Source organism: Chitinophaga jiangningensis, assembly GCF_900142605.1.
In the GTDB taxonomy this organism is placed as follows: Bacteria; Bacteroidota; Bacteroidia; order Chitinophagales; family Chitinophagaceae; genus Chitinophaga; species Chitinophaga jiangningensis.
Window position 1 is genome coordinate 111,723 of the sequence record NZ_FRBL01000001.1, and the last position, 20,213, is coordinate 131,935.

Here is a 20,213-nt window from a genome sequence, read left to right on the forward strand (position 1 = left end):
GTTGAGTCTCGTGAACTTATTTCTTCGCTGCTGCGGCCCCTTGCGGAGCGGCAGGGATACCTGTCTGAATCCTGCTGCTATCGCGCAGGCGCTGGAAGCCTTCTGTAATTACCTTATCTCCTTGCTGGAGTCCTTCCATGATTACAATCTGGTCGCGCATTCTTGGACCGAGATGTACTTTACGTTGTACGGCAATGCTGTCTTTAGCCACAAATACAAAGTATTCACCCATTTGCTCGGTGAGGGCTTTGTAAGGGATGATGAGGCGGTCGCCGGATTGTTGATTGAGTACATTGAGTACGCAGCTCATTCCATCTTTCAGTTTATTATCCGGGTTGGCAAATTCGATACGCACGCGGATAGTGGCGGTTTGGTTATCTACGCCGCGATCTACCGCAAGCAGGCGGCCATTTTGTGCGTACAGGGAACCGTCCGGTAACTGCAGGCGGAAGGTGGTATCGTTGGCGGTGGACATACCTTGTAATTCCGCATAGCGGGAGATGTCGGATTCATTCACCACGAAATCGACTGCAATCGGGTTTTCGCTGGAGATGGTATTGAGCAGCGTGGTACCCGGACTCACCTGTGCGCCTAAACGAACCTGAGAGATACCAATACGGCCGGTAAACGGTGCTTTGATGAGCGAGTAGTCGAGATCAGTGCGGGCGGCGAGCAGGCTGGCCTGTGCAGCAGCGAGCTGGCTGCGGGAGGTTTCCAGGGCTGCTTCCGCGTTATCGAGTATCTGACGGGCTACGGCGTCCTGCTCGGCGAGGCGTTTGTAGCGGTCGTCATCTTTTTTTGCTTTGTTATAGTTGGCCTGTGCGCTGGCGATGCTGGCTTCCGCCTGGCGGTAGGCAGCTTCATATTTGCGGCGGTCAATTTCATAGAGGACTTTGCCTTTCTGCACTACTTCCCCTTCCTGGAAGAAGATGCCGGTAATAAAGCCGGATACCTGGGAACGCAGTTCCACCTGGTTGAGTGCCACTACGCTTGCCGGGAACTTATCGTAATACACCGCCGGTGCCACATTGGCTTCCACGGTGTTTACCGCTGTTGGGGGCAAAGCGGGCGCGCCTTTTTGCCCAGGACCTTTGCAGGCAGAAAAGGCAAGCATGCCGGCAGCGCTTAATAAGACAAAGTGATTCATTTTTTTCATATCCGTTCCGGTTACCATTTAATAATTTACTGTTAATGTTCCTAAAGCTTTCTGCAGATCAATTTTGCTGCTCAGTACCTGGTACATGGCATTGTAGTAGCTCAGCTGTGCCGTACGCAGTTCTGTTTCTGATATCAGCACATCGAGGTAGGTTTTGATGCCTTCCTTGTATTGCAGTTGCAGCATGTTGTATACGTCCTGTGCCATGGCCACATTTTCTTTCAGCGTCATATAGTCGTTGAGGTTACTTCTGTAGGCCGACATTGCCTGTGTATATTCCGTGTTGACGGCTTTATCCAAAGCTTCAAAATCCCATTCGTTGCGTTGAAGCTGAAGTTCGGCCATTCTGATATTGTGTACGCGCTTGCCACCCTGGAAAATAGGTACAGAGAGTTTTACGCCTAACAGGGAGTTAGGGTAGTTGGTACTGTACAGCTGTCCGAAGTTTTGGTTTTGCCATGCAAAGGCATAGTTTACAAAGGCGGAAACATTCGGGATGAAGCTCCATTTGTTATACTGGATATTTGCCTGCAGCAAGCTCTGTTGTGTTTGGAGCAGCTGGTATTCGATCCTGTTGTGATAATCTACTACTACGCTGGTATCGCTGCTGCTTACTTCAGCTGCCAGTCGGGAGGTATCGGTGGAGATGGGCACATCCGGGCTGTTGGCCGGGTATCCCATAAGTTGCTTCAGGTAGGCCTGTTTGGCGGTTACCAGTTCCAGGGCGGTTTTGCGCTGGGCTTTAGCATTATTTAGGGAGATGGTAGCGCGTTTATAGTCTGTTTTATCGACCACGCCACTTTCGTACTGATTCACTGCGTCTTTGAGCGAGCGTTCCAGGCGAATGATGTCTTCGTCCAGCACATGGATTTGCTGGTGGGTCAGCAGCACGTCATAGTAAGCTTTGCTAACGCTGGCTACCACATCGATGCTGTTGCTGGTGGTGGTTTGTTTGGTTTGCTTACGGACGTCTCTGGCCGTACTGCTGGCCAGGAGCAGATCGCGGGTAAACAGGTTTTGATTTAAGGTAAACGTGGCGCCGGAGGTGTTGGCCACCCCAACTTTGGTAGGATTCCCACCAAAAATGGAGGTAGGCAGTTCCAGATAGTGTTGCAGGTTAGCGTCCAGCTGTACCTGCGGGTACCAGTCGGCCAGTTTACTTTTGATGGTGCGGTCGGTGATGGCTTCATCGATCAGCGACTGATGGATCAGTGGCTGATTGGCCAGTGCATAGCGGATACAATCCTGCAGGGTGGCGGAAGTCAGCAGAGAGTCCGATGATTGCTGCGCGTGAAGCTGGCCGGCAAATAACATTGCGCACGACACAGCTAACAGGTAAAATGCTCTTTTCATAAAAGGCTTTTGACATTCAGTTCTTCGTTGTTCCAATCTCAGACAATAACAGGGAAATAACGTACAGGTGTATACGTAGATACATAGTATGTATGGCCAGATTATCGTCCTTTATAATGCAAATCCATAAGACCTGCAAAAAGTTCAGTGCATTCAATTGCTAATGCTGTGCTGTCGCAGATAACAGGTAGGTGTTTAAGTTAACACACTCAGGTAGTAGGTTAGCAACGGGTTTTTGTGCCGTTTTCAGGTAAATTTAAAACGAGGCGCTAAGATAGCATACTAAAAAGAAAAATCCACCCCTGGGGGTGGATTTTAACAATTAGATGAAGTTAGTCTCCGGTCATCCTTTATTTCGACCGCTAACAATATGTTTTTCTGCGTGGTAGGAGGAACGTACTAACGGTCCTGCCTCTACGTAGTCGAGACCCATGTTATATCCTATTTCGCGTAATTCTGCAAATTCGTCCGGGTGTACGAAGCGAACAACCGGGAGGTGTTTAGGTGTAGGCTGGAGGTACTGACCGAGGGTTACTACATCGCAACCGTTGTCGTAGAGGTCCTGCATTGCCTGCACTACTTCTTCTTTGGTTTCGCCGAGGCCGAGCATGATACCGCTTTTGGTACGCATACCACCTTCTTTGAGGCGGCGGATGACTTCGAGGCTGCGGTGGTATTTAGCCTGGATACGTACCTGTTTGGTGAGGCGTTCTACTGTTTCCAGGTTATGTGAAACGATTTCCGGTGCTGCATCGATGATGCGCTGGAGGTTTTCCCATTGGCCACGGAAGTCAGGGATGAGCGTTTCCATGGTCGTATCCGGGTTGAGTGCACGTACCGCTTTGATGGTGTTGGCCCAAACGATGGAGCCGCCATCTTTGAGTTCATCTCTGTCTACAGAGGTGATCACGGCATGTTTCACTTTCATGAGGTAGATAGCTTCTGCAACACGTTGTGGCTCGTCGTTATCCACAGGATCAGGACGGCCGGTGGCTACGGCACAAAATCCGCAGCTACGGGTACAGATGTTTCCCAGGATCATGAAGGTGGCGGTGCCGGCGCCCCAGCATTCACCCATGTTAGGGCAGTTACCGCTTTCGCAGATGGTATGTAATTTATGGGTATCTACCAGGTTTCTGACCTGTTTGTAGTTCTCGCCTATCGGTAATTTAACGCGCAGCCAGTCTGGTTTTTTCACTCTGGTGGTGGCCGGTTCGGCAGCTAATACGGGTAATTCTTGCATCGCTTACTCCTTTCTTTAGAAAAACAAAGGTAATACTTATCTCTTATTCCAGCGCTTACCGAATTGAAGACCTACATAAGCGTTGAACATAAACTGCTTATTATAATCATTAATCATAATAGGTACTTTCTTGGTATACATTTCAAAATTGACCCCACATTCCAGTGCGCTCACTACTTCATTGAAGTGTGCCCAGTCGAACCGCAGGCCCAGTTTGGCATGCAGGCCCGGGATCACGCTCAGCTCGCCCCAGCCTTTCCCGAATCCGCCGGCACCGTAGATGGAGGCATCGTCCAGGAATATGTCGGCATAAGGCCCATTAGGATCATATTTAATATCTTCCAGGCGGTCGTTGCCGGCATTTACGCTCAGGTAGTAAGGTTTCAGCAGGCCGATAGAGATACCACCGTAATAGATGCCGGATACCTCTACCCCGTTTTTATTGGCTTTACCGCCAATCAGGTAGCGCTGTCCTACCCCAAACTTCACCGGGTAAAAATTATTCTGCTTACCGTAGATGAATGGGCGGGCGCTGAAGCCCAGCGGAGTGATGGCCTGGAGTTTATCTTCTTTAGGGCTTTTCTTTTCGGAAATCTCAAACTGGAAATAATTTACGATTTTCCGGCTTTTGCGATAGCCCAGCTCAAAGAAACCGCTCCAGCCGTCGGTATTCAGGCGACCTCCGAGGGAGAAATCACGCTGAAATACGTTTTCCCCTTCTTCCTGTTCCTTGAAAACCTTTATTTTCTTCAGCTTGCGCTGTTCTTTTTCTGTTTTGCCGGAATTGGTAGACGTGGTTTGTGCTGAAACTAAGCCACTGATCGCTGAAATAAGGATGATCAAGTATAATTTTTTCACAGTAATGGGCTGTTGATATAATTATTAAACGCTTTGCTAAAGGTATTGTTATGTTATGATAATTAAAAATACACTTATTTTATGGTTTGTTTACAATATGTAACTTGCATACAAATCTAAAAACATAACCATGAATACTGCTGAAATTATATACACCGGCGAACTGCGCACCACTGCTACCCACCTGCAATCCGGCTCCGTAATTGAAACGGATGCTCCGGTTGATAACAATGGCCGCGGCGAAAGGTTTTCCCCTACCGACCTGGTAGCAACCGCCCTGGGCTCCTGCATGCTCACTATTATGGGTATGCGTGCCCGTGAGAGCAAATGGAATATTGACGGCACCAAAGTGAGCATCAAAAAAATTATGGGTACCGACCCTCGCCGCATTGTAGGCGTGGACGTAACTTTTGATTTCCCTGCGGGCCATACGCTGGGGGAAAGGGAGAGAACGGTGCTGGAAAAGGCGGCTCATACTTGTCCTGTAGCGTATAGCATACACCCGGATATTAAACAGACGGTGGTGTTTAACTGGTAAACCGGTTAATGAAAGTTATGGGGCAGGATAGGGATATCCTGCCTTTTTTGTGCTGATAGCGATTCGGCCCGAATATATTATTAATTAATTTATTATGGAGTTCGTTTGGGTTTTTAACGGCGAGGGGAGCCGTTTTGCGTCTGCGGCATTTAGTGAACTAATACTTGCAGATACCTGGATTAAGCAGCATCAGCTAACAGGGGTATTAACCCGGTATCCTATAAATATCGGTGTTTATGATTGGGCTATTGAAAATGGATTTTTTAAGGTTAGTAAAGAGGCGCATATTGATTCCCAATTTATCGGTAAGTTCACAACGGCGGGCATGGAGCACTATCATTATATTAATGGGGAGAGAGATTAAATTGCGCTGGTAATTTGATCCTGCGTGCATTTACTTTTGTTCATAACTTAAAAAAATGGGAACATTTAACCGCTTACGCATAACAATCATCTGCCCTGATTGCGGTGGGGTGCAGGAGGCATATATCCAATATAAATTTGGAAGTACCTGGCAATACACTTACAAAATTGGTGATACAATCACCTGGGGTGGGAATAACCACGGCAAACCGGAGTTGAAGAAAGTAAAAGCTTATGGAATTATTGAATCAACCACTTGTATTTTCTGTGAAAAAAATAATATCCCCGAAGAGTATGACATTGTAATTGAGAACAATATCATTCAATCGGTTCAACCAATGGATTCTTACGAGGATTATATGCAGGAGATTACAGGTGGTAATTATTTAACGCTGTAATCAGTGTTGAACAATTTCTCAAAATGAAAATTCTTATATCAATTATCATTTTTTGGGCATCAGTCGCATGTACTGAGTTCAGGCTTTCTGCTAGCTCTCTGCTACCAACAGATAGCCTGACATTTGTAAAGCCATTTTATCCCTTCTTATCTCCTTATATCAGAAGAGACCTTGAGATTAACGCACGCAATCTGGATACTATAACCTTAATGAGTATTTCTCTCCGATTTAAGTAAGTCTCCTCTCCTAAGCAATAGAACACTATACTACGCATGAATATCCAACATATTTGAATATTACAAAAGAAGATGTTATCAATGAGAGTTGCACTTATAATTTTGGGATTAATCCCACTTGGATATGGCTGTAAAACGCAGAAAAGTGGCGGCGCTACGTTCAATTGTGTTCAGGTGTATGATTCATCTCTGCAACAACATGTATATACGACTGTCGATAAAATGCCGGTATTCGAGAAAGCCGACATCAGTTTACACAAATACTTTACCAATCATTTTCACTACCCCAATGACCAGGAGGCCTTTCAGGGATCTATCAATTTAGTGTTTATCGTTGATGAATACGGGAAAGCCAAATATGGGCGAATTCTTAATAAGGACAGTGCATCATTAACATTGGTAGATAAGGAAGCATTAAGAGTATTAAATAACATGCCTCTATGGACTGCCGGATTATGCAACGGAAAAAAAGTACCCGTACGAATGTACTGGCCAATTCGATTTTAGTCTTATCATCACACCGGACCACCAAGAAGTATGGCCCGGTGTATGATGCCAATCCCTCTTACTTCACCTTATCCACCGCCCCATAAAACTCCTGCTGCAACTCAATCGTCTTACGATCCGCTTTCACCGCCTTCAGCGCCTTTACAAACTGTGCTATTTCGTGGTCCGTAATTAACTTACCCAGTTCCGCATTCGTTTTTGAAGCATCACCGGCATAATGATTCGGGTACGACGAATACCACCAGATGGGCGTATACAGGTCAAGCAGGGAAGAGCGATGCTGGTTTTCACCGTTATCAGCAGTGGCGCGGTCTATCCGCATCAGATCCGGGCGGTAGTGAAGTATGATAGATGATTCGCTCTCGCCACCATGGAGGTCAGTAGCCAGCTCACTGCGGTGCAATTTATTGTATGCCTTGATGAAGGTGGAATCATTTTCAGGGCGATATAAATAAACGGCGTAGTTGCGGCGCTTATTCAGCAACCCTTGCATAAAGAATTCCAGGAATTCAGGATTTCCTCCATGCCCGTTCAGGATGATGATTTTGTCGAAGCCATTGCGTGCAATTTCATCGCAGGTAGCTTCCAGCAGCTCGAGAATTAAATTATTAGGGAGAGAAAATGTACCGGGTTGGTGCCGGGCCTCATTAATCTGACCGTAAAAATAATCAGGAAACACTACTGCATACTCCTGCTGCACGGCATGCGCAGCCCATTCCCGCACATGGATCAGGTCCGTACCAATAGGTGCATGCAAACCATGCTTTTCGAGAATGCCGATTGGCAAAATACAGGTCCTGGAAGATTTTTGTAAGGCGGCAGGAAAATCATCTGCAGTTAATTCATCCCAGCGGGCAGGCAGCTGCTGAGCGTATGTGTTCCCGGAAATAAGAAAGGCAGTAAGGGCGATCAGGAATGTTTTCATAATGATTTTGATTAATGAATATTCCCGCAAAAATATAGTACGCCTATCTATGAAAATAATGAATTAATTTTGAATTATCAATCTAATTTACTCATGTTAAATATCAACCTGCAGCACCTGAAAGTAATCAGTGCTATTGAAAAGGAGGGCTCCATGACCCGCGCTGCCGAAACACTCTATATTTCACAGTCAGCCCTGAGTCATCACGTGCAGGAATTGGAGAAAAAAATCGGTGCAAAGGTTTTTGAGAGAAGGAACAAAAAGCTATACCTCACCGCTGTAGGCAAGAAGATGATGGATAGCGCTGAAGTGGTGCTAACAGAGCTGCAAAAACTGGGGCATGAAATCCAATCCATCAAGGCTGGCAATTACGGCACCATCAACATTAGCACAGAATGTTATACCACTTACAGCTGGTTACCACGCATCATTACAAAATATCATCAGATGCACCCACGAGTAACCGTGAAAATTGCTGATGGCGCCACCCGTGCACCATTAACTTTTTTACAGGATGGAACACTGGATGTGGCATTGGTCAGCAGGCCGGCAAATCAGTCCATGGAGGATCATCCAACGTTTAAATTCACACCCGTTTTTCAGGATGAACTGGTGGTGATTATGAGTAAAGCCCATCCATTATCCAAAAGGAAAATACTATATCCAAAGGATTTCAGGGAACAAACGCTGATCTGCTATGATGTGGACGACAAAGAAAACGACCTGGTAGAAAACGTGTTGAAGCCCGACAAGAGCGAGCCGGCACACATCATAAAAATGCCGCTGACAGAAGTTATACTGGAAATGGTACAATTGAATTTTGGGATAGCAGTAATGGCAAAATGGCTGATAGCTTCACAAGTCAGCGATGATATGACGATGCTGCCGCTACAGGATAACTTCTCTAAAAGAACCTGGTACCTGGTTACCCTTGTGCATCAGCACCAGCTCCAGAAAGACTTCATATCATTTGCCCGGAAAGAATTGCGAAACTTGCCTAAAACTGCCGGGTTCAAACCTGTCCGCTAGGCTTGTGCATTATGTAAAGTGATATAGCAGCCGCGATGACTTACATTAACTTTGTTTTTCTTCCGCAGCCATCGCTTCCATCATCTGAAGCACATAATTCCGGTTAGCATTCCCCCATTGGTCCATCGCCGCGATCACCGGCATCAGGCTTTCACCAATATCGGTAAGGAAATATTCTACTTTCAGCGGCAAGCCGGGATAGATGGTTTTGGTGATGAGATTATAGTCTTCCAGTTCCTTCAGATGCAAATTGATCACCCGCGGCGCCGCAGCACTAATTTCCCGATGCAACTCACTGGGCCTGCGAATACCCATATGGATACATTCCAGTATCCAGGCCTTCCACTTCCCTCCCAATACCTTAATTACCACACTAACACCACAATCCAGCATTTCAGGAATTTTCTTTTCGTACATGGTTCATCTGTTTATAAAATAAAGATAAGATTTCAGACTGATATCCCATCTCCCAAACACGCCATGGGCTTAATGGGATAAATTTTTCCCTGCCTGAATCATTTTTCCCTTATTGTGCCGCAGCTGGTGTATGCTGACATTTGCGTCACAAAACAACGAACAATTAAAAACATCATCCATGAAACAAACATCAAATACAACAAACGCAGTTTCCGTGATCGGATTAGGAGATATGGGCATCAGATTAGCAGAAATCTTACTTTCAAAAGGGTTCCAGGTAACGGTGTGGAACCGTTCCGCTGGAAAGGCAGATGCCCTCGCTGCACAGGGAGCGCTTGTAGCGGACAGTGCAGCAGCCGCCATCAGTGCCAGCCCGGTCATCATTACCTGTGTGGTTGATTACAATGCCACCCGCAACATTCTGGATACTCCAGAGGCCAGGGCCGCCCTGAAAAGCCGTACCCAGATAGAATTGAGTACCGGCACTCCGCAGGATGCTCGTAACGCAGCAGCATGGGCCCACAGCATAGGTGCGAAGTACCTTGACGGCGCCATCCTTGCGACCCCGCGCCAGGTAGGCCATGAATTCACTCCGATATTCGTTTCCGGATCTCGGGAGGTATATGAAGCCACCGAACCTATTATGAAAGCACTCGCCGGAGGCCTGCAATATATGGGCGAGGCCGTAGGAGCTGCCTCCACCTGGGATATCGGGTTCCTTAATACGGTATTCGGTGCCATCACCGGGTTTTTCCAGGGTGCACGCCTGTTCGAAGCGGAAGGTATCCCTGTGAACCAGCTGGGTGATATGATAGGTAAACTGGGCTCAGTAATTGGAGAGATGATCCGTTTTGAAGGCGACGTGATACACCATAAAAAATATGATGAAGTGGAGAGCTCCGTGAAAACATGCTACACAGGTATCGGCCTGTTTTCGCGCAGCGCAAGGGAAGCAGGTATTAGCTCCGAAATCCCTGACTTCATGTACAACATCTATCAGCGCGCCATGGATGCGGGTTATGGCCCCAAGCAACTGGGTGCTGTGATTGAGGTTTTGCGTTAAAAGCTCATAATTAGAAAAGACCGGCTAATTCACTATAAAGGTGAATAGCCGGTGTTGTTGTACTCCTTCTTCTGCTGCCTTTCCCAATCACATAATCCAGACATCTGAAATCCTGCTTTTCTACCGCAAAAATCCCAGCGGTTCCAACGCATGCAGCATCGATCTGTTTAATATCATACTAGCGGTTTAGGCAATCTGAATATCAGCTATATAGTCCATTTTCCTATAATCCCTGGCCACGCGATTATCTATGTCAATACAGGCTGTGATAACATTTTAGGCAAGAAATCACTTTCCTGCATTTCTTATTATATATTTGCAGCCTATTTAAGGAAGCCATAAGTTTAAAACATTTTTTTACTGGATGAAGTGAGTCCTTCATCCAAAATCTATACCTATAGTCCAATTTATGAAGCGTTTTAGTGTGTTTTGCCTACTTGGGGCAATGCTGATGATTTATTCCAGAACCCATTCGCAGTCCCTTACAAGTTTACCCAAAATCTTCCCTCACGAACCGCTCATAGGCGTTACTGCAGAAACCAACCAGAATGGCAGGGTCCAACGGTATTCCTATGATCCATATGGTCGCCTGCAATCAATAAGGGACCAGGAGAATAACATCCTGAAATTGATACAGTATAAGTACAGCACTGAAACCACGAACTAGTGCGTATATCAGACTATGATGGCAATTTTCGTGATCGTCTTCGCAGTCTGATTTGGAAACATACATTATTGACCTAGCTTTTTCTATTGTGAAAAAAATTTTCCTCCTCCTTACCAATGTATTAATATATTCAGGCATAAGCGCCCAGGAAAACAAACCAGAGGTGGCTCCTCCTGTGCAAGCAAATCCAGAATCTGTTCCGGCGGCATACACAAACCCAGCTATTAACTTTGTTCGTTACTGGGAACCAGCCATTCCAATTTCCAATGCCGCGGATATAAGTAGCCGCACGAAATCGGTGAGCCAGGTAAAAGAGCAAACAGCTTATGTGGATGGCCTTGGCCGCCCATTACAAGCAGTGGTGAAGGGTATTGGCCCAATGGGTGGCGATCTGGTAACACCTTTCCTGTACGATCAATTTGGCCGGGAAGTGCTCAAATATCTCCCCTATACATCTAATACCGGCGACGGTAACCTGAAATTGAATCCTTTCGCGGAGCAACAACAATTTTACCAGGCTTATCCGGCCGCACAACTAAACACAATTTATTACAGTGAAACGGAATATGAAAGTTCTCCATTAAACCGGCCATTACAAAGCTGGGCTGCCGGCAACAGCTGGGCAAAAAGAACAGATGGCCATCCTGTACAGCAGCAATCTCTTTCTAATGATGCAAATGATCAGGTGGTGGTATGGACAATTGACAACAACGGGAATTCCGTTGCATCAGGATATTATCAGGCAGGAACGCTCTACAAGGAAGTATTAATCAATGAAGACAATGCCCAGACCATTAGCTTCAAAGATAAAAGTAATCACCTCATCCTAAAAAAGACAGAACAAACAGCCTATCATCCAAATGCTTATGCTGGCTGGTTGAGTACCTATTATGTATATGACGACCTGGAGCTATTAAGAACAGTAATCCCACCCCTTGCGGTTGAAAGAATTACCGGCAACTGGAATATCGCCAAGGTTATAGATGAACTCTGCTTTCAATATAATTATGATGGCCGCGGCAGAATGACGGAGAAAAAAATACCGGGTGCCGGGGTTGTTGAAATGGTATATGATACCAGGGACCGGCTCGTATTTACCAGGGATGCAAACATGCGCTTAAAGGGCGACTGGTTGGTTACATTTTATGATGGACTGAACCGACCTGTGGAAACTGCAATATATCATCCGTCCGTGCCATCAGACCGTATTTCGTTGCAAAATGCAATGAACCTGGTAACCAATACAACAGGGGCGCAACAGTATACTTTCGCTGGTGTGGACAACCTGGTAATGGCCAGTGATCAGCAGAAATCCTTGTATGAAGCGAGAAATAGCATAGAACTGATAGATGGCTATAACTCCAATACAGGTGAAATAGAATTCCGTATTAACCCAAACCTGGATGCAGGTCTGGTAAACCTGCAGGTAACCAATCCCCTGCCGGATTTAAGTAATACGGAACTTACTCCTCTTACATTTACCTTCTATGATGATTACAACTATCCAGGAGTAATAGCACCGGTAGGTTTTGATTTTATTCCTTATAAAGATGCAAATGCTGTTGGTCCTGTGGACCCCGTAAGAACTTTAAATACACTTGGTTTAGTCACTGGTAGCCGCATTCGCGTGCTTGGTACGGACCAATGGCTTACCACCACCAGCTATTATGACGACAAGGGCCGTGTACTGGAAGTGGCCAAAGATAACTACAACGCAGGCCGGAATACCATCCATACCATGTATGACTTTACGGGAAAGATACTGATCACCCATGAACTGCATACCAATCCGGCGAGTAAAAAGCAGTCAAACATCGATGTTATCTCCAGAAATACATATGATGCTGCGGGCAGGTTACTGACTGTTACAAAGCGTTATAATAATGATGTCAGCCTGGAGCGTGTTATATTATCTAATACTTATGACGCAAATGGCCAGCTTCAGAAAAAAGACCTGGGCATTGGTAGTGATGGAGTTGCCATAACGTCCGTAAATTATGATTATAATCTACGTGGCTGGCTCACCGGGATGAATAGATCCTACGTAATGAATGGCAGCGGTGAGCGGATGTATTTCGGACAAATTCTCGCCTACGACAACGGCTTTGGTCAAAAGCTATTTAATGGTAACATAGCCGGACAGCAATGGCGCGCTTATAATGATCCTGTTGCCAGAGCTTATGGCTATACCTACGATAAGGCTGACAGATTGCTTACTGCTGATTTTAACCAGCAGAACAATGGCCCTTCCGATAGTTGGGAAAAAAATCTAATAAACTTTTCAGTATCAGGCCTCAGTTATGATGCCAATGGCAATATCATGGCCATGAAGCAGGAAGGCATTGCAGGTGGAAGCAACGCAGTAGTAGACAATTTACAGTATAGCTACTTCGACAACAGCAATAAACTGAAGTCAGTGTATGACGATGGCGGAACTCCAGCAGCACTTGGAGACTTCAAGAATTCCCCGTCCAATGGCATTGATTATGGGTATGATGTAAACGGCAACCTTACCAGCGATGAAAATAAAGGTATTACCCATATCGGATATAACCTTCTTAATCTGCCTGAACTAATATCTGTTGGCAACAAAGGAGAAATTAAATATCTATATGATGCGCGCGGTATTAAATTGAAGAAAATCGTTACAGATAAAACAGTTTCTCCAATAAAAGTCACAGAAACAGATTATATCGCCGACCTTGTATATCGCAATAATGAGATGGAAATGATTAGTCATGAAGAAGGCAGACTTCGTGCGGTCAACAAGGAAGGAGTAGCACCATTATACATCTATGACTACTTTCTGAAAGATCACCTGGGAAATGTCCGCACGGTATTAACGGAGCACAATGATCAAACTATCTATGCGGCAACTATGGAAACCGCTAAGGCTTCCACGGAAGAGGCATTATTCAGCAATGTTTCAACCACCCGTGCAGACCTCCCTGTAGGTTACCCGGCAGATGAAACTACTTTCTCCAATAAATTTGCATCTAAGTTGAATGGTGGCACCGACAAAAAAGTAGGCGCTTCATTAGTGCTGCGTGTAATGGCTGGAGATACTGTTAAAATAGGCACAAAAGCCTTTTACAAATCAACTGTTGGTCAGAAAAAAAATGCATCCAAAGAAGAAATACTCAGCTCGCTGCTAAATGCGTTTGGTGAAAGTTCCGGCACCGGAGGCCATGGTAGTGTAGCTGCTAATCGCACTCCTGCCAGCAATCTCACAGGGAATGATCTGCGCAGACTGGCTGATAAGAACCCGAACCAGGAACTGGCAGATAAACCGAAGGCCTATTTAAACTATGTGCTGTTTGATGATCAGTTTAAACTGGTTGATCAAAGCAGTGGCCTTAAACAGGTGGCCGCAACTCCTGATGAGCTGCAAACACTGGCAACCGGAGATGTAGTAATGGATAAAAGTGGATTTCTGTATATTTATACCAGCAATGAAACCACACAGGATGTCTACTTTGATAACCTGATAGTGACGCATAATGGAGGACCGGTGCTGGAGGAAACGCATTATTATCCTTTTGGGCTTACGATGGCGGGGATAAGTGGGAATGCGTTGATGGGGAGCAGCTATCCGGAGAACCATATGAAATATAATGGCAAAGAACTACAGTCGAAAGAGTTCGAAGATGGTTCAGGACTTGAGTTGTATGACTATGGAGCGAGGATGTATGATGTGCAGATAGGAAGATGGAGTGTAATCGATCCGTTAGCAGATAAAATGCGTAGACACTCCCCATACAATTATGCTTTCGATAATCCAATAAGATTTATTGATCCTGATGGAATGGGCCCTTATGATATCATCATAAAAGGAAATGAACAGTTTACCAAAAAGTCTTTTGAGAACCTACAAAAGTTAACGGATGAGAAACTTGCTTTATTACCAAGCGGAAAAGTTGTCACTTTAAGTAGTCCGGATGCTCATCTTGCAATAATGACAGGTAAACCCGGATCTAATTCAGTTGTCGCAATATCCAGTTCCAAACCTGTTGGATCAGCATTAGTTAAGGAACTGATCGGTTCAGAAAAAACAGTTGCGATTGTGGAAGGAGAAAACAATGGTACAGATCCAAACGGTTCCGGAAATCCTGATATCAAAGATGACGGCACTAATGGAAGCGGATCTCATGCGATAGTAAGTTATAACGTAGAAAGTACAGAAGGAGGGGAAGACGTGAGTGGAAGTACGCAGCGGCCATCCTTTATCGGTTTGGGCCATGAGTTGTTTCATGCAAAACACATGATGAAAGGAGAACGTTTGACTGGCAAATCAGGAAAGACTGACCCAGACAAAAATGGAAGCCATTCTGAGCTCAAGAAAGAAGAAGTTAGGGCCCGACAGGAAGAAAACTTGTTAAGGAAAGAGCATCACCTTAAAATGAGAAAATTGCCATAAAGAATGAAAAAGTTATTAGTTTTTCTTTTAGTATCGATTGGGGCTTGTAAACAAGCCAGCCAGTCGCATTGTAAATCCAGTTACACGATTGATATTTGGGATTTTAATAGCTCTATGGCTTACTCAACCCACTATCGAATAACAAATGATAGTCTTCTGCTCTGCTTTCTGGATGGTCTGGAGGATAAAAAAGATACAGTCTTATTAAGCAGGATTTTGTCAGCAGTTCAACGTGATAGTATTTGTAATTACCTGTCTCAAATGCACCTTGATTCCTTCAAATCAACCTATATAAATCCATATGCTGAAGATGGTGACCAAAAGGAATTAAAATTTAGATATGGCAATATCGACAAAAAAATAACCGTATCAAATGTCTATATGAAAAGCTTGGGAGATCTTTATGACATGTTAAACCGGGTTATAGCAGATAGAAAGTACCGCATTCGATTCAGAAGGGAAAATATAGATTTCCAATTAGACAATTAAAACTTGTTGGTTTATTACATTTCCTTTGTTCTATGAATCACCTGGTCAATCAGTCCGTTTTTTATGCCAACTTAAACTTAGTTAGTAAATTGTATGAGGGTTGCATCAGATACATCCAGTTCTAACGGTGAAAGTAGCTATCGGAATAATATTTTAGGTGGACATCCCATCTCCCTAACCTACCAGGTAAATTATAAGGATTCCAGATAACTGTATGGAACCGCTCTCCGGGAAAGGCAGACACCCTCGTTGCTCAGGGAGCCGTTGTAGCGCCAGGTGCATCAGTAGCCATTTTCCGACTTTGCAGGTTACAGCCCTAAGCAACCCGGTGCGGTGATCGAAGAACTGCGTTAACGCGAAAGAAACCGGCTATTAGCCGGTTTCTTCCCCTACCCCACACTCCCCTTCAGCAACTTAGTCCCGATAGCACATCCCAAACACCCTTTCTGGTCACAATGCCACTTCTTCAACTGCAATAGTGCCTGCGATTCCAGCGCATTCTCCGCCACGATCCCATGTTGCTTCCAGTTACGGATCACTACATTATCTTCCGCGGGGAGCCGAAGCAGGATGTCCAGTGCCTTTTGCTGCTGGAAAAGGGACGATTTCATCTTCCCGTAAAAATAAAGGAAAGGCAATACCACATTGATCAGGAGGCCATTTATCCCTTTTATACCCATACTAACCGTTTTGGTTACACGCTTATCTGGTTTATAATGGGTTTGCCAGTAAGATGTGGGAGCAGCGGTAATCAGCTTCCGCAGCTGATCCACGGTGGTTGCTTCCAGCACGTGGGCTAATAAACGGGGCTGCTGGTGCCAGAGGGCTGCAAATGCCGCTATGCGCATGGTTGGAAACCCGGCAGGCCGCACCCGGAGCCACTCCCAGCGCGTAGCCGCCATGGGTACCAGCCGGTGCTTGCGTTGCAGCCAGCGGAACTCCTTCTGAAGGGACACCATGTAAGGATCTATAAAATCAACCTGCAGCAGGCCGGCCTGGCCAAACAGCAGCGCCTCCGCCAGCAGCGGCTGGTGGCGGTAACGGAGCAGCACGCGGTAAGGCAGGGATCTTGCCACGTCCAGCAGGGGCGCGGCATTCAGCGGGAGGCCAAAACCTTCGGCCATAATACGGTACAGCAGCTCCTCCCAGTTATTGCCGGTATTGAGCAGCCAGGCCTGCCATTGCAGCATTTTATGCTCCCAGCGGTCAGCCAGCAGCCGCTCCATCCACGACTGCCACCAGAGCCGGGGCACGGCCGCCGCCTGCTGCTCACAGGGCACAAAGCCCACGGCATTTTTGAGGGTTTGATAATGTTGGAGCAGCATTTTAGGCACATACTGCTGCAATTCCAGGCAGGGCACCTCCAGCCGGTCATCGTCATGATAAAACACCACGTGCAGGATGATGTTAGCATACCTGTCATCATACTGATGCCGGTGCCGGAACCAGTCGGTACTGCGCAAATGCAGCTCCACATTGCCGATCCAGCGGGTATTGCCGATGCGGATGCTGGCCGCCGTAAAATCAGGACCGTCATGCAGGTTGCGGGAACCGGGATGCAGGACTAAAATTTTTTCACCGTTGGTAGCTTGCAGGTCGCGCTGATTATACAGCCGATACTGCCAGATAAACTGGAGCAACTCCTCTCGGAGCAAAGGGTTAACAGGCATACAGATATGGTTGGTTTCTCTAAAATTAGGTCAGTTATGCCGATAAAAAATCAGGGGCGGAAAAAAAATTTAGCAAAGGGATTTGGAAAATTGGTGCAACTCCCATTACCTTTGCACCCAGTTCTTACACATCACTTATCCAGAAAGGCGGAGGGTCTGGCCCTACGATGCCTTAGCAACCTTTCCTGAATTGCAAGTCAGGAAAAAGGTGCTAATTCCTGCCCCGGTGTACCGGGGAAAGATAAGTTGGCAGAGATTAATCTTCACCTGATAATATATTTGAAAGGCTCTTCCAACAAAAGGAAGAGCTTTTTTTTTGCTCCTCTCCCTCCCTTCATGGATTTGTGGTTGTTTAAGTTAGATTTTAGTGATAAAGTTGCAGAATGTATTTCCATATTCTGACATCATTAAAACAGTTCTGACAATGAAAACAGCAACACAACTGATTCACAGCATTCCGGTAGACGAACTGACAGGCGCCATTTCCGTGCCCATCTATCAAACGTCCACCTTTGTGCAGGAATCACCGGGCATAAACAAAGGCTTCGAATTTTCCAGGGCCAACAATCCGACCAGGAAGGTACTGGAAGACCTGATCTGTAACCTGGAAGAGGGCTACGCAGGTTTCGCGTTTGCCAGCGGTATGTCCGCCATTGATGCTGTTCTCAAATTGCTGAAAACCGGCGATGAGATCATGGCAGTGGAAGATACCTACGGAGGTATTTTCCAGATTTTCAATCACATGTTCGAACGCTTTGGTATCAAGGTCAACTTCGTTGATACCAGCAATACCGACAAGGTGCTGGCAGCTATCACCCCAAAAACGAAGGTGATATGGCTTGAATCGCCTACCAATCCTACTTTGCGCATTTCGGATATTAAGTCTGTCAGCAAAATCGCCAAACAGCACGATATCCTGCTAGTAGTGGACAACACTTTCAGTACCCCGTTGCTGCAGCAACCTATTACACTCGGTGCTGATATTGTGATCCACAGCGCATCCAAATACCTCGCAGGCCACTGCGATGTAATTGCAGGACTGGTAGTTGTAAATTCCAAACCACTGGCCGATCAGATCCGATACAACCAGAATATTTCCGGTAGTATCCTCAGTCCGTTCGAAGCCTGGCTCACCATCCGCGGTATTGAAACGCTGGCCCTGCGCCTGGAAAAACAATGCGCTAACGCATTGGCCGTAGCACAGTGGCTCAGCACACATCCTGCGATCGATAAAGTGTATTATCCCGGGTTGGCCACCCATAAAAATCACCACATCGCTCGCAAACAGCAAAAAAATTATGGCGGCCTTGTCAGCTTCTCATTGAAAAGCGATAACATCAAAAATGCCATCCGCATCGTAAACGCTACCAAGCTGTTTAAACTCGCGGAAAGCTTTGGTGGCGTTAAAAGTATGCTGGCCCACCCGGCCACTATGACGCATCGCAACATCCCGGAAGATTTCCGGAAAAAAACGGGTCTGCAGGACTCCTGTATCCGCCTGTCACTGGGCATTGAAGATGCAGAGGATCTGATCAACGACCTCAAACAGGCACTGGACAGGTTAAACTCTCCGGCCGGCAAACAAATTACTGTTTTACAATAATGTGGCGCAAATAGCTGAAAAGCTGATTGATGACCGCAATAAGTTATAATTAGATATGGAAAACAAGATCATCAATTTAGGTATTTTCGGATTTGGCTGTGTAGGACAAGGGTTGTACGAAGTTTTGAACAGAACGAAAGGTATTAATGCAAGAATTAAAAAAATCTGTATTAAAGATCCTAACAAGTCAAGACCAATCGACAGCAGCTATTTCACTACTGATAAAAATGAAATTCTCGAAGATCCTACCATTGACGTGGTTGTGGAACTCATCAATGAAACTGAAGCAGCTTTTGAAATTGTAAGCACTGCCCTCCGCAACGGTAAGGCAGTAGTGAGCGCCAGCAAACGCATGATTGCTGAAAACCTCGCTTCCCTCTATCAGCTGCAGGCAGAAAATAAAGTACCTTTCCTCTACGAAGCATCCAGCTGCGCCAGTATTCCTATCATCCGTAACCTGGAAGAATACTACGACAACGACCTGCTCAACGCAGTGGAAGGTATCTGCAACGGCTCTACCAACTATATTCTCACAAAAATATTCGAAGAAAACCTGAGCTTCGAAACTGCCCTGCAACAGGCGCAGGAACTTGGTTTCGCCGAAACTGATCCTACCCTCGATATCGAAGGATACGATCCTAAATTCAAAATCGTTATCCTGCTGCTGCACGCCTTCGGTACCTTCGTTAAACCGGAAGAAGTGTTCAACTTCGGTATTCATCACCTGAATGATTTCGATATCCAGTTCGCGAAACAACGTAATTCTACGATTAAACTCATTGGGCACTGCCGCCGCAACAACGGAAACGTATTTGCGTTTGTACTGCCTCACCTCGTGAAAGAACACAACCTGCTCTACGATGTATACAACGAATACAACGGTATCCTGCTGGAAAGTGCTTTCACCGATAAACAATTCTTTGTAGGTAAAGGTGCCGGCGGTACCGCTACCGGCAGTGCTGTACTGTCCGACATCTCCGCACTGCTGTACAACTACCGCTACGAATACAAGAAAATCAAACAAAACAACCAGCCGGCTTTCACCAACGACGTGAAGCTGAAAGTATACCTCCGCTACAAAACGCCTGACCAGGTAGACCTGACCGAGTTCTTCAGCATTGAAGAAAAATATGAGTCATCCACCTGGCGTTATGTAGTAGGTACCATCAACCTGCAGAAACTGAAAGATGCTGCCTGGCTGAAAAATAAAGATGTGAATCTGCTGGTGCTGGAATAACAGTAACTATTGTTAAGTTAGATATAGAAAACAAGATCAAAAAC

At 45.8% G+C, this 20,213-nt stretch carries 17 protein-coding genes and 1 riboswitch; of the genes, 10 read left to right on the top strand and 7 right to left on the bottom strand.

The features are described 5' to 3' along the window. Nucleotides 1-16 precede the first annotated feature (16 nt). From BUB18_RS00440 to BUB18_RS00455, 4 genes are all read right to left on the bottom strand, one after another. On the bottom strand, nucleotides 17-1,156 hold the full coding sequence (locus BUB18_RS00440) for an efflux RND transporter periplasmic adaptor subunit (protein ID WP_073078344.1): 1,140 nt from the start codon (nucleotides 1,154-1,156) through the stop codon (nucleotides 17-19). Between the two features lie 18 nt (nucleotides 1,157-1,174). Then, on the bottom strand, nucleotides 1,175-2,509 hold the full coding sequence (locus BUB18_RS00445) for a TolC family protein (protein ID WP_073076969.1): 1,335 nt from the start codon (nucleotides 2,507-2,509) through the stop codon (nucleotides 1,175-1,177). 343 nt (nucleotides 2,510-2,852) lie between these two features. Next, nucleotides 2,853-3,752 (bottom strand): lipoyl synthase, encoded by a 900-nt coding sequence (gene lipA, locus BUB18_RS00450; RefSeq protein ID WP_073076970.1) that lies wholly within the window; start codon nucleotides 3,750-3,752, stop codon nucleotides 2,853-2,855. A gap of 36 nt (nucleotides 3,753-3,788) precedes the next feature. Continuing rightward, nucleotides 3,789-4,610, bottom strand: coding sequence for a hypothetical protein (locus tag BUB18_RS00455; RefSeq protein WP_143159774.1), 822 nt, complete (start codon nucleotides 4,608-4,610; stop codon nucleotides 3,789-3,791). 130 nt (nucleotides 4,611-4,740) lie between these two features. On the opposite strand from BUB18_RS00455, the gene BUB18_RS00460 reads away from it, so the two are divergent. From BUB18_RS00460 to BUB18_RS00475, 4 genes are all read left to right on the top strand, one after another. Next, nucleotides 4,741-5,148 carry an OsmC family protein gene (locus BUB18_RS00460; RefSeq protein WP_073076974.1) on the top strand — a complete coding sequence of 136 codons (408 nt, stop codon included), beginning with the start codon at nucleotides 4,741-4,743 and terminating at the stop codon, nucleotides 5,146-5,148. Nucleotides 5,149-5,242: 94 nt separating this feature from the next. Continuing rightward, nucleotides 5,243-5,512 (top strand): DUF7710 domain-containing protein, encoded by a 270-nt coding sequence (locus BUB18_RS00465; protein WP_073076976.1) that lies wholly within the window; start codon nucleotides 5,243-5,245, stop codon nucleotides 5,510-5,512. Nucleotides 5,513-5,567: 55 nt separating this feature from the next. Next, nucleotides 5,568-5,909, top strand: a complete 342-nt coding sequence (locus BUB18_RS00470; protein WP_073076978.1) for a hypothetical protein — start codon at nucleotides 5,568-5,570, stop codon at nucleotides 5,907-5,909. 317 nt (nucleotides 5,910-6,226) lie between these two features. Next, nucleotides 6,227-6,652 (top strand): energy transducer TonB, encoded by a 426-nt coding sequence (locus BUB18_RS00475; RefSeq protein WP_073076980.1) that lies wholly within the window; start codon nucleotides 6,227-6,229, stop codon nucleotides 6,650-6,652. Nucleotides 6,653-6,710: 58 nt separating this feature from the next. Here the strand turns inward: BUB18_RS00475 and BUB18_RS00480 are convergent, their stop codons facing one another. Further along, the gene (locus BUB18_RS00480; RefSeq protein ID WP_083549169.1) at nucleotides 6,711-7,577 is read right to left on the bottom strand and encodes a creatininase family protein; all 867 of its coding nucleotides are present in this window, start codon (nucleotides 7,575-7,577) and stop codon (nucleotides 6,711-6,713) included. 93 nt (nucleotides 7,578-7,670) lie between these two features. On the opposite strand from BUB18_RS00480, the gene BUB18_RS00485 reads away from it, so the two are divergent. Then, the gene (locus tag BUB18_RS00485; protein WP_073076981.1) at nucleotides 7,671-8,606 is read left to right on the top strand and encodes a LysR family transcriptional regulator; all 936 of its coding nucleotides are present in this window, start codon (nucleotides 7,671-7,673) and stop codon (nucleotides 8,604-8,606) included. 45 nt (nucleotides 8,607-8,651) lie between these two features. Here the strand turns inward: BUB18_RS00485 and BUB18_RS00490 are convergent, their stop codons facing one another. Beyond that, nucleotides 8,652-9,023, bottom strand: a complete 372-nt coding sequence (locus tag BUB18_RS00490) for a winged helix-turn-helix transcriptional regulator (RefSeq protein WP_073076983.1) — start codon at nucleotides 9,021-9,023, stop codon at nucleotides 8,652-8,654. A gap of 130 nt (nucleotides 9,024-9,153) precedes the next feature. On the opposite strand from BUB18_RS00490, the gene BUB18_RS00495 reads away from it, so the two are divergent. From BUB18_RS00495 to BUB18_RS00510, 3 genes are all read left to right on the top strand, one after another. Beyond that, a complete protein-coding gene (locus tag BUB18_RS00495; RefSeq protein WP_083549170.1) occupies nucleotides 9,154-10,086 on the top strand; it encodes an NAD(P)-dependent oxidoreductase in 933 nt (310 codons plus the stop codon). A 755-nt stretch (nucleotides 10,087-10,841) separates the two neighbouring features. Next, nucleotides 10,842-15,170, top strand: a complete 4,329-nt coding sequence (locus tag BUB18_RS29530) for a DUF6443 domain-containing protein (protein WP_073076988.1) — start codon at nucleotides 10,842-10,844, stop codon at nucleotides 15,168-15,170. Between the two features lie 3 nt (nucleotides 15,171-15,173). Then, the gene (locus BUB18_RS00510) at nucleotides 15,174-15,659 is read left to right on the top strand and encodes a hypothetical protein (protein WP_073076990.1); all 486 of its coding nucleotides are present in this window, start codon (nucleotides 15,174-15,176) and stop codon (nucleotides 15,657-15,659) included. Between the two features lie 389 nt (nucleotides 15,660-16,048). Here BUB18_RS00510 and BUB18_RS00515 read toward each other — a convergent pair whose 3' ends face one another. After that, the gene (locus tag BUB18_RS00515) at nucleotides 16,049-17,329 is read right to left on the bottom strand and encodes a DUF2851 family protein (protein ID WP_073076992.1); all 1,281 of its coding nucleotides are present in this window, start codon (nucleotides 17,327-17,329) and stop codon (nucleotides 16,049-16,051) included. Nucleotides 17,330-17,461: 132 nt separating this feature from the next. Beyond that, a riboswitch (SAM riboswitch) is annotated at nucleotides 17,462-17,577 on the top strand. Nucleotides 17,578-17,753: 176 nt separating this feature from the next. On the opposite strand from BUB18_RS00515, the gene BUB18_RS00520 reads away from it, so the two are divergent. Together BUB18_RS00520 and BUB18_RS00525 are read left to right on the top strand one after the other, a co-directional pair. Then, a complete protein-coding gene (locus tag BUB18_RS00520; protein ID WP_073076994.1) occupies nucleotides 17,754-18,932 on the top strand; it encodes a trans-sulfuration enzyme family protein in 1,179 nt (392 codons plus the stop codon). A gap of 55 nt (nucleotides 18,933-18,987) precedes the next feature. Beyond that, entirely contained in the window at nucleotides 18,988-20,169 is a 1,182-nt protein-coding gene (locus BUB18_RS00525; protein ID WP_073076996.1) for a homoserine dehydrogenase, read from the top strand. Nucleotides 20,170-20,213 lie beyond the last annotated feature (44 nt).

What these genes read in the sequence shown, in the direction of transcription:
- BUB18_RS00525 (WP_073076996.1), top strand. Translation starts at nt 18,988, where the DNA reads ATGGAAAACAAGATCATCAATTTAGGTATTTTCGGATTTGGCTGTGTA.
- BUB18_RS00470 (WP_073076978.1), top strand. Translation starts at nt 5,568, where the DNA reads ATGGGAACATTTAACCGCTTACGCATAACAATCATCTGCCCTGATTGC.
- BUB18_RS00485 (WP_073076981.1), top strand. Translation starts at nt 7,671, where the DNA reads ATGTTAAATATCAACCTGCAGCACCTGAAAGTAATCAGTGCTATTGAA.
- BUB18_RS00465 (WP_073076976.1), top strand. Translation starts at nt 5,243, where the DNA reads ATGGAGTTCGTTTGGGTTTTTAACGGCGAGGGGAGCCGTTTTGCGTCT.
- BUB18_RS00440 (WP_073078344.1), bottom strand. Translation starts at nt 1,156, where the DNA reads ATGAAAAAAATGAATCACTTTGTCTTATTAAGCGCTGCCGGCATGCTT.
- BUB18_RS00480 (WP_083549169.1), bottom strand. Translation starts at nt 7,577, where the DNA reads ATGAAAACATTCCTGATCGCCCTTACTGCCTTTCTTATTTCCGGGAAC.
- BUB18_RS00515 (WP_073076992.1), bottom strand. Translation starts at nt 17,329, where the DNA reads ATGCCTGTTAACCCTTTGCTCCGAGAGGAGTTGCTCCAGTTTATCTGG.
- BUB18_RS00460 (WP_073076974.1), top strand. Translation starts at nt 4,741, where the DNA reads ATGAATACTGCTGAAATTATATACACCGGCGAACTGCGCACCACTGCT.
- BUB18_RS00520 (WP_073076994.1), top strand. Translation starts at nt 17,754, where the DNA reads ATGAAAACAGCAACACAACTGATTCACAGCATTCCGGTAGACGAACTG.
- BUB18_RS00495 (WP_083549170.1), top strand. Translation starts at nt 9,154, where the DNA reads ATGCTGACATTTGCGTCACAAAACAACGAACAATTAAAAACATCATCC.
- BUB18_RS00490 (WP_073076983.1), bottom strand. Translation starts at nt 9,023, where the DNA reads ATGTACGAAAAGAAAATTCCTGAAATGCTGGATTGTGGTGTTAGTGTG.
- BUB18_RS00475 (WP_073076980.1), top strand. Translation starts at nt 6,227, where the DNA reads ATGAGAGTTGCACTTATAATTTTGGGATTAATCCCACTTGGATATGGC.
- BUB18_RS00510 (WP_073076990.1), top strand. Translation starts at nt 15,174, where the DNA reads ATGAAAAAGTTATTAGTTTTTCTTTTAGTATCGATTGGGGCTTGTAAA.
- lipA (WP_073076970.1), bottom strand. Translation starts at nt 3,752, where the DNA reads ATGCAAGAATTACCCGTATTAGCTGCCGAACCGGCCACCACCAGAGTG.
- BUB18_RS00445 (WP_073076969.1), bottom strand. Translation starts at nt 2,509, where the DNA reads ATGAAAAGAGCATTTTACCTGTTAGCTGTGTCGTGCGCAATGTTATTT.